This window comes from Paenibacillus sp. 2TAB26 (genome assembly GCF_052115145.1).
GTDB lineage: Bacteria > Bacillota > Bacilli > Paenibacillales > Paenibacillaceae > Pristimantibacillus.
Genome location: NZ_JBFRGC010000006.1, coordinates 78,253 through 94,517, shown reverse-complemented (window position 1 = coordinate 94,517; position 16,265 = coordinate 78,253). Strand labels below are relative to the sequence as shown.

The 16,265-nt window shown below is 47.1% G+C and carries 14 protein-coding genes and 1 pseudogene; 7 read left to right on the top strand and 8 right to left on the bottom strand.

The features are described from left to right. Positions 1-12 precede the first annotated feature (12 nt). From AB4Z50_RS07900 to AB4Z50_RS07875, 6 genes are all read right to left on the bottom strand, one after another. Complete coding sequence (locus tag AB4Z50_RS07900; protein ID WP_076268474.1) at positions 13-1,272, bottom strand: Glu/Leu/Phe/Val family dehydrogenase; 1,260 nt, start codon at positions 1,270-1,272, stop codon at positions 13-15. Between the two features lie 326 nt (positions 1,273-1,598). Beyond that, entirely contained in the window at positions 1,599-2,528 is a 930-nt protein-coding gene (locus tag AB4Z50_RS07895; protein ID WP_441877741.1) for a DMT family transporter, read from the bottom strand. A 95-nt stretch (positions 2,529-2,623) separates the two neighbouring features. After that, positions 2,624-3,697 carry an ABC transporter substrate-binding protein gene (locus AB4Z50_RS07890; protein WP_441877739.1) on the bottom strand — a complete coding sequence of 358 codons (1,074 nt, stop codon included), beginning with the start codon at positions 3,695-3,697 and terminating at the stop codon, positions 2,624-2,626. Further along, positions 3,697-4,497, bottom strand: a complete 801-nt coding sequence (locus AB4Z50_RS07885; protein ID WP_076268477.1) for an ABC transporter permease — start codon at positions 4,495-4,497, stop codon at positions 3,697-3,699. Before AB4Z50_RS07885 ends, AB4Z50_RS07890 begins: the two co-directional genes overlap by 1 nt. After that, on the bottom strand, positions 4,481-5,299 hold the full coding sequence (locus AB4Z50_RS07880) for an ABC transporter permease (protein WP_076268478.1): 819 nt from the start codon (positions 5,297-5,299) through the stop codon (positions 4,481-4,483). Before AB4Z50_RS07880 ends, AB4Z50_RS07885 begins: the two co-directional genes overlap by 17 nt. Beyond that, entirely contained in the window at positions 5,289-6,398 is a 1,110-nt protein-coding gene (locus AB4Z50_RS07875) for an ABC transporter ATP-binding protein (RefSeq protein WP_076268479.1), read from the bottom strand. The genes AB4Z50_RS07880 and AB4Z50_RS07875 overlap by 11 nt, the downstream gene beginning before the upstream one ends. Before the next feature lie 201 nt (positions 6,399-6,599). Between AB4Z50_RS07875 and AB4Z50_RS07870 the strand changes: the two genes are divergently transcribed. Then, complete coding sequence (locus tag AB4Z50_RS07870) at positions 6,600-8,036, top strand: PTS mannitol transporter subunit IICB (RefSeq protein ID WP_441877736.1); 1,437 nt, start codon at positions 6,600-6,602, stop codon at positions 8,034-8,036. Positions 8,037-8,103: 67 nt separating this feature from the next. Continuing rightward, positions 8,104-8,223 (top strand): annotated as a pseudogene (locus tag AB4Z50_RS07865) (HTH domain-containing protein); the annotation flags it as partial. A gap of 18 nt (positions 8,224-8,241) precedes the next feature. Here AB4Z50_RS07865 and AB4Z50_RS07860 read toward each other — a convergent pair. Then, positions 8,242-8,478, bottom strand: coding sequence for a hypothetical protein (locus tag AB4Z50_RS07860; RefSeq protein WP_441877734.1), 237 nt, complete (start codon positions 8,476-8,478; stop codon positions 8,242-8,244). Here AB4Z50_RS07860 and AB4Z50_RS07855 point away from each other — a divergent pair. Genes AB4Z50_RS07855 through AB4Z50_RS07835 form a run of 5 tightly spaced genes read left to right on the top strand, consistent with a single transcriptional unit; the run spans position 8,461 to position 13,762 of the window. Next, the gene (locus tag AB4Z50_RS07855; RefSeq protein WP_441877732.1) at positions 8,461-10,161 is read left to right on the top strand and encodes a BglG family transcription antiterminator; all 1,701 of its coding nucleotides are present in this window, start codon (positions 8,461-8,463) and stop codon (positions 10,159-10,161) included. The genes AB4Z50_RS07860 and AB4Z50_RS07855 overlap by 18 nt on opposite strands. A gap of 2 nt (positions 10,162-10,163) precedes the next feature. Continuing rightward, on the top strand, positions 10,164-10,601 hold the full coding sequence (locus AB4Z50_RS07850) for a PTS sugar transporter subunit IIA (protein WP_339206377.1): 438 nt from the start codon (positions 10,164-10,166) through the stop codon (positions 10,599-10,601). Next, complete coding sequence (locus AB4Z50_RS07845) at positions 10,598-11,770, top strand: mannitol-1-phosphate 5-dehydrogenase (RefSeq protein WP_441877730.1); 1,173 nt, start codon at positions 10,598-10,600, stop codon at positions 11,768-11,770. The genes AB4Z50_RS07850 and AB4Z50_RS07845 overlap by 4 nt, the downstream gene beginning before the upstream one ends. Before the next feature lie 5 nt (positions 11,771-11,775). After that, a complete protein-coding gene (gene ptsP / locus AB4Z50_RS07840) occupies positions 11,776-13,509 on the top strand; it encodes a phosphoenolpyruvate--protein phosphotransferase (RefSeq protein WP_441877728.1) in 1,734 nt (577 codons plus the stop codon). Next, positions 13,502-13,762, top strand: coding sequence for an HPr family phosphocarrier protein (locus AB4Z50_RS07835; protein ID WP_339206371.1), 261 nt, complete (start codon positions 13,502-13,504; stop codon positions 13,760-13,762). The genes ptsP and AB4Z50_RS07835 overlap by 8 nt, the downstream gene beginning before the upstream one ends. Before the next feature lie 229 nt (positions 13,763-13,991). Here AB4Z50_RS07835 and AB4Z50_RS07830 read toward each other — a convergent pair whose 3' ends face one another. Further along, positions 13,992-16,229 (bottom strand): YhgE/Pip family protein, encoded by a 2,238-nt coding sequence (locus tag AB4Z50_RS07830; RefSeq protein ID WP_441877726.1) that lies wholly within the window; start codon positions 16,227-16,229, stop codon positions 13,992-13,994. Positions 16,230-16,265: the final 36 nt, after the last annotated feature.

The following is a 16,265-nucleotide window of genomic DNA, read 5'->3' as shown; positions in this document are numbered from 1 at the left end:
TTTATAAATATATTAGATCCAGCCTCTAGCTTCCATTGCTGCTGCGATCCGTTTGATCGAAATCATATAAGCAGCTGTACGAAGGTCAGTGTCATGTTCCTTAGCAAGATCACGAACAGCTACGTAAGAAAGAATCATATTCGTCTCAAGCTTCTCAAGAACCTCTGCTTCGCTCCAGTAGTAGTTAGCCAAGTTTTGTACCCACTCGAAGTACGAAACCGTAACGCCGCCTGCATTTGCAAGTACGTCTGGAATAACTGTGATGCCGTGGCTCCAAAGTACGCGATCCGCTTCTGGTGTTGTTGGTCCGTTTGCAGCTTCTGCAACGATTTTTGCTTTAATGCGATCTGCATTTTTAGCTGTAATTACGTTTTCTAGAGCAGCTGGAACCAAAACATCAACATCAAGCTCAAGCAAATCTTCATTAGAAATATAGTACTTCTCGCCATACTCACGGATGGAAGTCGTATCCTTTAGTATGGAGATCTGTTCGATATCCAATCCATTCGGATCGTAAATTCCGCCTCTGGAGTCACTGACTGCTACAACTTTAATGCCTGCTTCGCTAAGCAAACGAGCAGCAATGCGACCAGCGTTGCCGTAACCTTGAATCGCTGCAGTAGCCGTTTCAATAGGAATATTCTTATCTTGAAGTGCTGCCAAGATTGTGTACACACAGCCTTGTGCTGTTGCTTCATTACGGCCTTGGGATCCGCCAAGAATTAGCGGTTTACCTGTAATAACGCCAGGTGAGTTAACGCCTTTTAGTCTGCTGTACGTATCCATCATCCAACCCATGATTTGCGGAGTCGTGTATACATCCGGTGCAGGAATATCTTTGTCAGGACCTACAAAATCAGCGATAGCTTCCATGAAAGCACGGCTAACACGCTCTAGCTCGCCTTTGCTAAGAAGATGTGGATCACAAATAACTCCGCCCTTGCCGCCGCCATAAGGAAGGCCAACAACGCCGCATTTAAAGCTCATCCACATGGAAAGTGCTTTTACTTCATCAAGCGTTACATCGGGGTGAAAGCGAATGCCGCCCTTAGTCGGTCCAATCGCGTCATTATGCTGGGAACGGTAACCTTCGAACACTCGAATTGAGCCATCATCCATACGAACTGGGAAGTTAACCGACAGCACGCGCTTCGGCTGCTTCAAGATGTCTGTAACATGCTTAGGCAATTGTAGATGGGCCGCTGCAGTATCGATTTGCTGTTGTGCGATTTGGTACGGATTTAACGTTTCTTCTACTATACTCACTGTCATTTTAAGTTCAGTCCTTCTTCGTAGAGTCCGACTCCCATTCCATGGATTAGCCGCTTTTTTGATTTTACCTTTTTCATCACTATTTTAAAAGAAAAATTTCGTTATTTAGTGCAAAAATTCTACATTTTTATCCATTGTCATGTTAGGTTTCACATGATGGGAGTTACCATAACACACACTGTTCTTTAATAATCCTTTTTATGTAAAAAATAAAAGGGTTTCGCACTAAGTTAGTTCAACTTAGTACGAAACCCTCACATGATACATATTTATACAATTAGAATTCGATCTCATAAACTAGCAACCGCAATTATGAATCACAAGAATTAACCATTCGTCTCCACTGTCTTCACGGACGCTTTGCTTCGCGGTTTGCTCTCGATGCTGATCCATATCAGTCCTGCGGCCATGCAGCCTGCGCCGCACATTTGCAGCAGCGCGATCTTCTCATCGAACATCACATACCCAGCTACAACAGCCGCCGCCGGAACCGCATAACGGAAAAAGTTAGAGCGCGTTGCGCCAACCTTGAACATACATGCATTCCAAACGACAAAAGCGACAACGGTGCAAATCAATACATTATAGCCAATGGATAAATAATGCCCCGCCTGAAGAGCCGACCAATTGGTTTGCCCCCAAGCCCCAAAGGTGAGCGGCAGCATAAACAACGACCCAAAAGCTATCGTCCACGTGCTTACACGCAGCGCAGAGTATTGCTTCATAAGCGACATGGAGCTTAGATTAAATAACGGACCGACAATACTGACTCCAAGCGCCATCAAGTTGCCGATCATATTATCAGATGAGAGACTGAAGCTTTCACCGCCACCCAGTATGACGAAGCATACTCCAACGATGGATATCGCTCCGCCAACAATGAGCCTCTTCGTGATGGTTTCGCGCATGAATAAAGGGGCAAACAATGCAGCGAAGATCGGCCACGGTGCTACGTTCAGCAGCGACGCGTTGGCTAAGGTCGTATATTTAATCGAGTACATCACCGTAATTTCGAGCAGTGTAATGCCAACCAACCCAATGACAGCAAGCTTCGGTACAATTCGCCATGGAATGCCCACGCTGCCCTCTCTTAGCTTAAGAATGAGAAAGAAAAACGGAATAGCCAATCCAAATCTCAAAAACGAGAAAACGATGGGATTAAACGACTCCATAGCTAACCGCGATATGCCGAAGTTCGCTCCCCACACAACAGCGATTAGTATAAGACCGCCGTAATTCATCCATCTGCTATTCATGCTCTCCGCCCCATCTATTCGCATTTGCCGCCTCATCTGGAAATATCTTATCCAGCATAGCATGGGAATCATTAGAAAAATGCTATCTCTTTTGTTTATTTCTTATGCATTTTAAACTCAAGGAACAACTCGTTATAGTGGGCCAACATTCTTTTGCCGAGGTTGTCGTAAACCTCAAGCCTTTCGGTCAGCTCTTCATCTGGGTAAAAACGCTCATCGGTCGCAATCTCCTCAGGCAGCAGCGCCAGCGCCGCCTCATTCGGAGTCGAGTAACCGACATATTCCGCGTTCTGAGCAGCCACTTCAGGATCGAGCATGAAATTGATAAATTGATGCGCGCCTTCGATATTTTTGGCCGTCTTCGGAATAACCATATTATCGAACCAAAGATTTGAGCCTTCCTCTGGCACGATATAATCAAGCTTATCGTTCTCATCCATAATTTCCGATGCATCACCCGACCAAACAAGACCGACTGCCGCTTCTTCGTTTGCAAGCAGCATCTTGATTTCGTCTCCGACAATCGCCTTCACGTTAGGCGTCATTTGGAGCAGCTTCGCTTTCGCCTCCTGCAAATGAGCCTCTTCCGTATCATTCAACGAATAACCTAAAGAGTTAAGCCCCATGCCCATAACCTCGCGAGCACCGTCCAGCAGCAGGATCTGGTTGCGCAGGCTTTTATCCCATAGATCATTCCAGCTGGAGAAAGTCAGGTCCCCGACTAACTCTGGATTGAACACAATTCCGACAGTCCCCCAAAAATAAGGAATGGAATAAGCGTTATCCGGATCAAATGATAAATTCATGAAACGCGAATCGATGTATTTTAAATTCGGGAGTTTCGAGTGATCGAGCTTTAAGAGCAACCCATCCTCTTTCATCTTGCTAATCGCATACTCAGAGGGAATGCTCACATCAAACGTCGTACCGCCTTGTCCAATTTTGGTCATCATCGCTTCATTCGAATCGAAGGTTTGGTAAATGACCTTAATGCCCGTCTCATCTTCAAAGCGGTCAAGCAGCTCGGGATCAACATAATCGCCCCAGTTGTAAATCGTCAGTGTATTGCTTCCGCTGTAGCCTTCACTATCATTCAAATACGAAGTCAGGTAGATGAGGCCAAATGAAACAACAAACACGATTACGAACATACGCACCAGCTGTGTCATTAGTGTCCCTCCTTGCTTGACGGCTTCATATTTCGTTGATTAATGAAGTAATAACCAACGACCAGAATGATCGTAAATAAGAAAATAAGTGTCGACAACGCATTGATCGATAGCGACACACCTTGGCGCGCCCGCGAGTAGATCTCAACAGACAGCGTCGAGAAGCCGTTGCCGGTTACAAAAAATGTTACCGCAAAGTCATCTAGCGAATACGTCAGCGCCATAAAGAACCCTGCGAATATGCCCGGCCTAATGAAGGGAAGCACGACGCGCGTCAGCACCTGCCACGAGCTGGCACCAAGATCATGCGCCGCATCAATCAACGTTGAGCTCATTTCCTGCAGCTTCGGCAGCACCATAATAACGACAATCGGAACACTGAACGCAATATGCGACAGCAAGACGGACACAAAGCCCAGCTTGATGCCAATCATCGTAAATAGGATAAGAAAGGACGCACCGATAATAACATCGGGACTTACGATCAATACATTGTTGAGCGTCAAAAGCGATTGTTTCGGTCGATTGCTGCGAATGTGATGAATAGCTATCGCACCAATAACACCAAGAATCGTCGAAATTGCAGCGGACAGCAGCGCAATAACGAACGTGTTCAGGACAATGATGAGCAAACGCGTATCCGCAAAAACCTCTTTGTAATAATCAAGCGTGAAGCTCTCGAAATTACGCATCGAGCCGCCGCTATTGAACGAATAAAACATTAAATAAAAAATAGGCGCATAGAGTACTGCAAACACGAGTACGAGATAGATGTTCGACCATTTATTTTTTCCGCGCATCTGCCGCACCCCGCTTTCGATTGCCAGTTAACAGCATCATCGCCGCCATTGCTAGAATCAAGAACACAGCAATCGTCGAACCCATACCCCAGTCCTGCGTCACGAGAAAATGCTGCTCGATTGCTGTACCTAGCGTAATAACCCGATTGCCGGCAATCAACCTCGTAATCATGAACAGAGATAATGCAGGTATAAATACAGCCATACAGCCGGATTTCACTCCACTGATCGTTAGCGGAAAAATAACACGCCGGAACGTCGTCCACGCGGATGCGCCAAGATCACGCGCCGCATACACAAGCGTCGGATTCATTTCCTCCAGCGCGTTGAAGATCGGCAAAATCATAAAAGGAATAAAAATATAAACCGATACGAAAATAAAACTAAAGTCCGTAAACAAAATTTGCTGTTTCGGAATGCCGATCGCTTCCAGTACGGAATTCGCAAAGCCGTATGTACCGAACAAGCCAATAAACGCATAAGCCTTTAGCAGCAAATTGATCCAGCTAGGCAGTATAATAAGCAGCAGCCAGAGCTGTTTATGCTTAGTTTTTGTCAATAAATAAGCAGCCGGATACGCGACAAGCAATGATATTGCAGTTATCAGAAACGCGTACCAGAAGGAGCTAAGCGTCATTTTCATATAAACCGGCGTAAAGAACTTCACATAATTGTCCAGCGTGAAGTTGCCCTCTACATCAAAGAAGGAGTAATAGGCAATTAACACGATCGGCGCTATAACAAATAACACAATCCAAGCCATATACGGTATGAGATAAAAACTACGTGATTTATTCGACATCTGCGGCCTCGCTGTATGCTTCAAGACGCTTATCGAATTCTTCTTCCGTTTCACCTAGTCTCATAACATGGATGGCTTCTGGGTCAAAGGTTAATCCGATCTGCTCCCCTACTGTAGCTTTGCGAGTGGAATGGACAAGCCACTCATTGCCTGATTCATCGTAACAGCAAATCTCGTAATGTACCCCGCGGAACAATTGTGAATCTACACGCACTTGCAGCTTACCATTCTCTGATGAGGTAATCTCCAAATCCTCTGGCCTGATTACAATATCAACAGCCTCATTTGGCGTGAGCCCTTGATCGACGCATTCAAATGAACGACCAGCGAACTCCACCTCGAAGTCGCGTGCCATTCGGCCGGGTACAATATTGGATTCACCAATAAAATCCGCAACAAAGCGATTGATCGGCTCATCGTAAATATCCGTTGGCGTTCCGCTTTGTTGAATTTTTCCTTCATTAATAACAAAAATTTCATCAGACATCGCCAGCGCTTCCTCTTGGTCATGCGTAACAAATATAAATGTGATGCCAAGTCGGCGCTGCAGCTCGCGCAGCTCGTATTGCATTTCCGTACGAAGCTTAAGGTCAAGTGCAGATAACGGCTCGTCCAGCAAAATAATTTCCGGTTCGTTCACGATCGCCCGCGCGATGGCAACGCGCTGCCGCTGACCGCCGGACATCTCTGAAATCTCCCGTGATTCGTAACCGTCCAAGTTGACGAAACGAAGCGCATCCTTCACTTTATTCGTCACATCCGCGTTTTTCATCTTCTTGATTCGCAGGCCAAAGGCAACATTCTCGAACACATTAAGATGAGGAAAAAGAGCGTAATCCTGGAAAACCGTATTCACTTGACGTTCATTCGCAGGAACCCGGTTTATCACTTTATTATGGAAATAGATTTGACCCTCTGAGGGTTCAGTGAAGCCAGCTATTAGCCGGAGTACCGTCGTCTTGCCGCAGCCGGACGGACCAAGCAGCGTATAAAATTTGCCTCGCTCTATTGTAAAGCTGACGTCTTTGAGGACAGCAGCAGCATTATGAGCATATTGTTTTGTCACATGTTCAAAACGAATAATCGTTTGGTCTTGCATATCGCATTCCCCTTTGCAGTTTTAGAAGAAACAATAGTGATTATACAGCATCCCCGAAAATCAGCAATACTAAAAGGAAAAATGATGTCAACAATGCTCATGACGCAACCTGTTTTTCAATTCATTGAATATGAAAGCGCTATACATTACGATTAATTCAGGTTCGGTTAGTGAACATTATTATAAATTGGAGGTTTAAGCATGAGTAAACTGACATCCGAGCAACCGGTATCCGGCGGAGTTAAAGTTTCCGTACAACGATTTGGTCGTTTCCTAAGCGGCATGGTCATGCCGAATATTGGCGCTTTTATTGCATGGGGACTCATTACGGCACTATTTATTCCAACAGGCTGGTTTCCGAACGAAAGCCTAGCAACACTTGTTGGACCGATGATTACCTACTTGCTCCCTATACTCATCGGCTATACCGGTGGTCAAATGATTCACGGCGTACGCGGAGGCGTAGTCGGCGCAATCGTCACACTCGGCGTTATTGCAGGGGCGGACATTCCAATGTTCCTCGGAGCCATGATCGTTGGCCCGCTAGCCGCATGGGTGCTGAAGAAATTCGATCAATCTATTGAAGGAAAGATTCCTTCGGGCTTTGAAATGCTCATCAACAATTTCTCGTCCGGCATTATTGGCGGCGGTCTTGCATTGATTGCCTTCAAAGGCATCGGGCCGGTCGTAGCCGCATTAAGCAAAGTACTTGCTTCAGGTGTGGAGTGGCTGATCAACACTGGTTTCCTGCCGCTTGCGAACATTCTGATCGAGCCAGCTAAAGTACTGTTTCTCAACAACGCGATTAACCACGGCATACTAGGTCCGCTTGCGCTGGATCAAGCATCACAGGCCGGCAAATCCATCATTTACATGCTGGAATCCAACCCAGGACCTGGTCTTGGCATTCTGCTTGCTTATTGGGTATTCGGAAAAGGAATGGTTAAGCAATCGGCGCCAGGCGCTGTTGTCATTCATTTCTTCGGCGGTATTCACGAGATTTACTTCCCGTATATTCTAATGAATCCGCGTTTGATTATCGCAGCTATCGCTGGGGGTGTTGCTGGTACATTCACCTTCTCCATCTTCGGAGCTGGTCTTGTCGCCGCGCCATCACCGGGCAGCATTATCGCCTATATCACCATGACGCCTAAAGGCGGACTACTAGCCATGCTAAGCGGTGTAGTCGTCGCAACAATCGTTTCATTCCTTGTCTCTGCTGTTCTTCTTAAAACAAGCAAGCAGGCAGGAGATAACGACAACGAACTTGAGCTCGCTGCACAAAAAGTTCAGCAAATGAAAGCTGAATCCAAAGGCAATGCTGCTTCACCTGCCGCTGAACAAGTACAGCTAACGAAAGAGCAAGTGAACAAAATTGTATTTTCTTGCGATGCGGGTATGGGCTCGAGCGCGATGGGCGCTTCCATATTGCGCAAAAAAATAAATGCAGCTGAGCTGCCGATTACTGTTATCAACACGGCGATCAACGATATTCCAGGCGATGCCGACATCGTGATCACCCATAAAACATTGACTGACCGCGCACGCCTAAAGGCGCCTAACGCAGAGCATATTTCCATTGATAATTTCCTTAAAAGTCCAGAGTATGACTTGCTCGTACAAAGACTAAGTTCATGACTTCATACTTAACGCTGACAGTTTACTGTCGGCGTTAAGTCCATTCTTCTGCTAAGGAGGATAGCCTATCAAAGCCTCAACTAGGCAACGTCGAATTATCGAACTGCTGCTGAGTCAAAAGCAAGAAATTACCGCAGCCGATATCGCGTCCATTGTCGGTACGAGCACAAGAACGATCCATCGCGAGCTTGTCGATATCGAATCGTTACTTGCCGCAAACGGCATTGTACTTCACAAAATAGCAGGGCTTGGTATTCAAGTAGAAGCAGACACCGGTACTCTTGAGCGATTTAAACAATCGTTTGAGCCGTCTGATTACTTTGAATATTCGGCTGAAGAACGAAAAATCGTTATTCTCTGCAGGCTGCTTGAGCATGACGAGCCGATAAAGCTGTTTGCACTCGCCCATGAGCTGCGTGTCACGATGCCGACCATCAGCCATGATCTCGATGAGCTGGAGGAACTGATCAATAAACATGGGATGACCCTTGTTCGCAGAAGAGGGTATGGCGTTGAAATTATTGGATCTGAAGAAGATAAGCGTCATTCGATTAGCTTGCTTGCCATAAATCATCTCGACGATTCCGATTTATTCGGTCAATTCAAGAACCTTACGGTCTCAAACCCGATCACAGCACAGCTGCTCGACATGATCGGCAAAGAAAACTTTAAGCGGCTCGAGCATGCGCTATGGGAACTAAATGACGAATGGCCACACACATTGTCCGAATCTAACTATACAAGATTGCTTATTAAGCTGTCGGTTGCGTTAACCCGAATTGAGAACAACTGCTTTGTCACAGCAAGCGAATATCGTCATTCTGTTGAAATCATTCCCTTGCTGCGAAGCTTGCTGGTTGTGCTCAATCTACAGCTCCCAATAGAAGAAAAAATGTATCTTTCACAACTGCTGAATAGTGAAGCTTTTCTAGATAACGGCCTGTTGATTCATCATGAAGATATGAAGGCCATTGAAGGCGTCAAGCTGCTCATCCGTTATGTCGAGGATCAGCTAAACATGTCGCTCATGGAGGATAGATCGCTAGAGGAAGGACTTATTCAGCATATAAAACCAGCCTTTCAGCGCATTAAGGATGGCATCGCCATCCGCAATCCGATGTTAGTGCCGATCAAAAAAGATTACGCTATATTGTTCTCCATTGTTCAAAGCGCTGTACAACAGGTTTATCCGCTTCTACAAGTGCCTGACGAGGAGATCGGTTATATCGTTATGCATTTTGGAGCTTCCCTTGAGCGGTTAAAGCCTTTTCCAAGAAAAATAAGAGCTGTTCTCGTTTGCACGAGCGGCATCGGTTCATCCAAGCTTCTAGCTGTCAAAATTGCTAACGTACTGCCGCAAATCGACCTGATCGGTCATTATTCATGGTATGAAGCGACAAGGCTACCGCCGAGCCGCTATGATTTGATCATTTCAACTGTTGATTTGCCGCTAGAGCCGGATCGCTATATTAAGCTGAGTCCTCTGCTCACGCCGGAAGAAACAAATAAGCTTCGCAGCTATATAGAGGGCACCACCTTGAAGAAGGCCGCTCCCTCCCTATCAGCAAACGAAGATACGGCAGGCCAGTCACCTCTAGATCGTTTGCTTCAGCTTCAGCTGTATTCCGGCATCGTTCTTCAGCTGCTTGTCGGCTTCCATGTGCATGATTTAACGCTGTTGCCAGATCAAGATCGATTGGATCACCAGCTGCCGAGCATGCTTTCCTTAATCAGAAAGCCATATATCGATGCAAATCGCGAAAAAATAGCCGACCAGTTGCTCGCAAGAGAGCTGCAAGGAAGTCTGGTCATACCAGATACCGAGCTCGCCCTGCTTCACACACGCAGCGAATGGATTAAAGAGCCGCTGCTTGCTTTATATCGTTATGATCGAACTTTGCAGCTAGGCGAGGATGAAGATGCGCAGGCCAAGCACCTGTTGATGATGCTCGGCCCTCTCAAGCTTGATTCCTATAGCCTTGAGCTGCTAAGTGAAATTAGCGCAATGCTGCTGCTGCCGGATCTGCTTACTTTATTAGCGCATGATGATGCGGCAAGCATTAAGTTGTTTATCTCAAAGAAGCTGGAACAATATATAAAAACCAAATTGGATTGGAGAGAATAATCATGACCATTCTATCTACAGAGAAAGTAAAATTAAACGTTAACCTTAAGGACAAATACGAAGCGATCCGCATGGTTGGACAAATGCTTGTTGACGCAGGGCATGCTCCGCAGTCGTATATCGACAAAATGATTGAGCGCGAGGAGTCTCTATCCACTTATATTGGCGGAGGGCTTGCCATGCCTCATGGCACGAATGAATCGAAAGCACTTATTAAATCTACAGGCATGGCCATTATTACCGTACCGGCTGGCGTAGACTTCGGCGGCGAAGAGCCTGCTCAATTAATTATCGGCCTAGCGGCTGTCGGCGACGATCACCTTGATATTTTGACCAATGTTGCTGTGCTCGTGTCAGAGGAAGAAGATATGCAGCGCATCTTGAACGCTTCATCGGAGCAAGAATTGATTTCTATCTTTGAATCGGGGATGGAATCATGAAGGCCGTTCACTTCGGCGCAGGCAACATAGGCAGAGGTTTTATCGGTTTGCTGCTGCATAACGCGGGCTACGAGGTATGTTTTGTTGATGTAAATGATACACTTGTCTCGCAGCTGCAGGAAAAAGGGCAATATGCGGTTAAGATTGCAAACGAGCAAGGCGACACGTATCTTGTTGACCATATAACTGCTATTGACGGCAAAAATATAGATTTAGTCGCTAAAACTATCGCAGAAGCGGATATCGTCACAACCGCTGTTGGCGTATCGGTACTGAAGCATATTGCCGCTGCGGTTGCTAAGGGAATTGAGCTTAGAATCGAGAGCGGCAAAGCCGCTCTTCCGATTATTGCGTGCGAGAATGCCCTTGGCGGCAGCACGATTTTGAAGCAGTTCGTTTATGGCCATCTATCTGCGGATGTACAGGCGAAAGCCGATCAGCATATCGTTTTCCCTGACGCCGCCGTTGACCGTATCGTTCCGCTACAGCAAAATGAAGACCCACTTGAAGTTATGGTCGAGCCTTTCTATGAGTGGACTGTAGAGCGCTCCCCATTGCTTAATTCGCTTAAGGAAATTGACGGAGTACACTACGTCGATCAACTGGAGCCGTATATCGAGCGCAAGCTGTTCACTGTTAATACAGGGCATTGCGTTGCAGCGTATCACGGTTTTCTTAAAGGCTGCGAGACGATTCAAGAAGCGATGAACAACAAAGAGATATTGGCAGAGGTACGAGGCGCATTGCAGGAATCAGGAGCTGCGCTTATCAAAACGTATCAATTCGATGAGAAAGAGCATGCGCTTTATGTTGAGCAAATTTTGGAGCGCTTTGTTAATCCTTATTTGGTAGACGAGGTTGTTCGAATCGGCCGCTCGCCTATTCGCAAGATTTCTCCGAATGACCGTCTAGTTAGACCGGCCTCATTAGCTTATAAATATGGCATGCCTGCTATTCATTTGACCACGGCTATGGCAGCAGCTTTACATTTTAATGCTGTAGATGATCCCGAGGCTGCCGAGCTGCAAGCTTCCATTAAGGAGCTAGGCCTGCATTCTACGATAACAAAATATACAGGTTTAGATGAGCAGCATCCGCTTCATATACAAGCGGCAGAGCAATACCGCAAGCTGGAGCATTCCCTCCAATCTGCGGCGAAAGGAGTCTGAAGTTAATGACATTAACACTTAAAGGGATAGCAGCATCACCGGGTATCGCCATTGCCCCGGTCTTCCATCTCGCATCCGAGCGTTTTATACCGACTGAGCAATCTGTGCAAGACAGTGCGCAGGAAATAGAAACGTTCCGCCGTGCTGTTGCAAGCACCCGTGAAGAAGTTGAAGCGATTCGTGCAAAAACAGAGGAGCGCCTCGGAGCAGACAAGGCCGAAATATTCGAAGGTCATCTGATGATTTTGGAAGATCCTGATTTCATTGAAGCGATTGAGCAGAAAATAGACGAAGAATCCATAGATGCTCAATTTGCGCTCCATGAGATATCTAAATATTTTATCGACCTGCTGCAATCGATGACTGATGAACTGCTAAGAGGGCGCGCCGTTGATATTGAGGACGTATCCGGACGTATCATGAGTCATTTGCGCGGCGTTCCGCATACTGACCTAGCCAATCTTTCGGAGGAGTGTATTATCGTTGCGCGCGATCTGACGCCTTCAGATACTGCTCAGCTTAATTTGAACTTCGTACGCGGTTTTGTCACAGAGATAGGCAGCCGCACCTCGCATTCTGCCATTATGGCGCGGTCATTGGAAATACCAGCAATCGTAGGGATCGGCCAAGCGGTTCAGGATATGAAAGAGCAAGCCGTCATTATCGTTGACGCGGCTGAAGGCATTGTCCTAATTGAGCCTACGGATGAAGAGCTGGCAGCCTATCAAGAAAAGAAACAAAAGGATGATCTGCGCAGAGCGGAATTAAGCAAGCTGAAGGATAAGCTCACTTTATCCAAGGATGGCAAGCAAGTAGAGCTTGCAGCCAACATCGGCAGCTTGGAAGATATTCAGCGGGCAATCGACAACGGCGCCGAAGGAATTGGACTTTTTCGTACCGAATTTCTATATATGGGGCGCAGCTCCCTCCCTACTGAGGAGGAGCAGTTCACCAGCTATAAATATGCACTTGAGAAAATGAACCCTAAGCCAGTCGTCATCAGGACGCTTGATATAGGCGGAGACAAGGAACTCCCCTACATGGAGCTGCCAAAGGAAAGCAACCCATTCTTAGGACAGCGCGCGCTGCGCCTATGTCTCGATAGACAAGACTTGTTCCGTACACAGCTGCGGGCGCTTCTCCGCGCCAGCCGCTACGGCAATTTGAAAATCATGTTCCCGATGATTGCCGTATTAGAGGAGCTCCTCGAGGCAAAGAAGCTGCTTGAGGAAGAAAAGCAGAAGCTCATCGCCGAAGGCGTGCAGCTTGCCGAGCATATCGAAATAGGCATGATGGTCGAAATTCCAGCTGCGGCAGTCGCTGCCGATCTTTTCGCTCCTGAAGTTGATTTCTTTAGCATCGGCACTAATGATTTGATTCAATATACAATGGCGGCAGACCGTATGAACGAAACGGTATCGTACCTATACCAGCCATGGCATCCATCCTTGCTTCGCCTCATCAGCTTCGTTATTCAAGCGGCAGAGAAGGAAGGCAAATGGGTGGGCATGTGCGGCGAGATGGCAGGCGATCAGACGGCAATCCCTTTACTGCTTGGCCTTGGCCTGCATGAATTCAGCATGAGCGCAGGTTCGATTCTGCAAGCAAGAGAGCTGATTGGACAGCTTGACCAGTCCGAATGGTCGGTTCATGCCAATCAAGCACTGACTATGCGGAGCACTCAGGAAATTACACAATTCGTAGAACGCACAAGAAACGGAGTGATTCATCATGATTAGCAAAACTTACACTATCATCAATCCGACGGGCTTTCATGTACGCCCAACTAAAACCTTCGTCCAAACAGCAAACACCTTTCCTTGTAAAATCAGCGTCATCGCTAAAGGTAAAAAAGTAAACGGCAAAAGCTCGCTTAGCATGCTGACACTTGGTATTGCGATGAATGAAGAAGTGACTTTGGAAATTGACGGCGAACAGGAAGAGCAAGCGCTCGAGACGCTTGGTCAATTGCTCACTGAAATTCACGAATAGCAGATAATTAACGGCTGGCCGAATGAGAAGAGATCATCTTAAATGATCCCTTCCAAGATGGTCAGCCGTTTTTATATTACTCTGCTGAGTTAATCAGGCTCACCTCACTTCCTTGTTCTACATTTGCATACAAAAAAAGACGCTCTCATCCACTTTTCATTGTGGTTTTGAGAGCGTCTTTGCATATTGGGCTGTACCTCGGATTATTCGAGACTAGCCCTTTTTTAAATTAAACAGATGCCGGAACTGCTGGTTCCATCTGATCGTCCTTCGTTTTCCGATGGGACAAAGTAAAGTATAGATAAGAAAGTACCGCGAACAGAATAGCAATGCCCGCCATAATTGCAACATATCCAGCCATCGAGCTGTAATCTCCGCTTGAGATAATATCTCTAAAGCCTTTGACGGAGTAAGTCATTGGCAGGAACGGCGATACTTTTTGCAGCCATCCAGGTACAAGCTCGATAGGGAATGTGCCCGCAGAGCTCGTTAATTGGAAGATAAGCAAAATAACTGCGATAAATCGTCCCGGATTGCCCATTGAAGCAACTAGGAATTGAATAATCATCATAAACGTAATGCTGGTTAGTATGGAGTACATTACGAACAAGCCCATGCTTTGCACTTCCAGCTTCAGCACATAAATGAGAGCAGCATCCGCAATCAATGCCTGAATGGTACCGATTAGCGCTAAAGTGAGTGCTTTACTCAAAAACCAGCTCCAGCCGTTAACTGGACGAACAGCCGGTTCACGAACCGAATATACAATCGTTAATAGCATAGCCCCGACATATAATCCAAGCGATAGGAAATACGGCGCAAGACCCGTACCGTAGTTATCTACCTTCGTTACTTTCTCTACATCAAGCTTCACTGGATCGGAGAACATATCCACCATCGTATCTGTCAGCTTTAGATCAGACGTCTTATCCGACGCTTCATTTAGCTTGCCTGACAGCTCCTGAGTGCCATCCTCCAATTTCAACAAACCTGAAGCTACTTGCTGCGCACCATCCTCCAGCTCTACCGAACCATTAACGAATGGCGTAATGCTTGAGGACAACTGTGAAAGTCCAGACGTAAGCGTTGCTGCCCCGCTATTCAGCTGTTTGGCACCTGCTGCAAGTTTTGATCCGCCGGCACTTGCTTCAGCAAGCTTCGAGCCAAATTGATTCATGCCGGTTGAAAATTTCTTCGCACCAGCGACTACCTGCTCTGCCCCTGCACCAAGCTGCTTGCCGCCGGCCGCTGCTTCCTCGACCTTCTTATCGAAGGTTCCAAGTCCATCAGATACTTTGACTAGGCCGTCGCTCAGCTTAGACGCCCCGTCTCTTAGCTGCTTCTGTCCTTCTGAAGACTTCTCCAGACCCGCCGCAAGCTCTCGGCTCGCTTTGAGCAAAGACGCAAAGCTTTCGCTCTCCGCCAGCTCGGGGTTCGCCTGACCCAGCTGCGCCAGCCCATTCGCCAGCTGCGACGCTCCTGCCTTCAGCTGCTCCTCGCCCGCAGCTGATTCCTTAAGACCGCCCGCCAGCTGCCCTGCAGCCTGCTGCGCGTCCGACGCGCCTCCCGCCAGCTGTCCGCTCGCTCCGGCTAATTGCGACAAGCCGTCGCTAAGCTTCACCGCTCCGGCTCCAAGTGAGCCCGCGCCTTCACCAAGCGATGCGGCTCCCGCGCCAAGCTCCTTCTGCGCTGCCAGCAGCTGCGCCAGGCCGCTAGCCAAGTTAGACGTGCCCGTGCTAAGCTCGGCACTGCCTTTGCCAAGCGCCTTGCCGCCATCGTTCAGCTTAGCGACTCCCTCTTTGAGAGTCAGCGATCCGCTGACCAGCTTCGCTAAGTTTTTCTCGATGAGTACGGCTCCGTCCTTCGCCTTTGTCGTCCCATCAGCAATTTCACCTGCACCATCGCTCGCTTTGCTTATGCCATCCACGAGCTCCTCCATTTGCTCAAAAACAGTGCGCGTATAAGCCGACGTCACTTCTTTGTTAAGCTCCATTTTCATCGTGTCTACTGCTTTGCTGCCAATCTGAGAAGCTAAAAAGTTATAACTCTCATTAGCTAAATACGTAAGCTTAGCCGGTGTTGGCTTATCTGAAGTTAAAGTGGTTGTTTTCTCCGAGAAATCAGAAGGAATCTCAATGGCCAAATAGTAGCTATGATCTTCCATTCCCACCTCAGCTTCCTCTTTACTCACGAAATGCCATTCAAATTTTTCATTTTCCTTTAGCTCTGCCTCAAAATCATCGCCAATATGCATCATCTCGCCGTTAAATTCATACCCTTTATCCGCATTAACGACGGCTACTGGCATCTTATCCAAATTTCCGTACGGGTCCCAAAACGCCCCTAGAAACATCGATGAGTACATAACGGGAATCATCAGCACGCCAATTACCGATATCAACAACATTTTGTTGCGGCCGATTCCGGACAATTCTTTACCAAACTGCTTTAAACCTTTGAACTTCAAATCGTCCACTCTCCCAGTTACTGATTGACCAGTTCT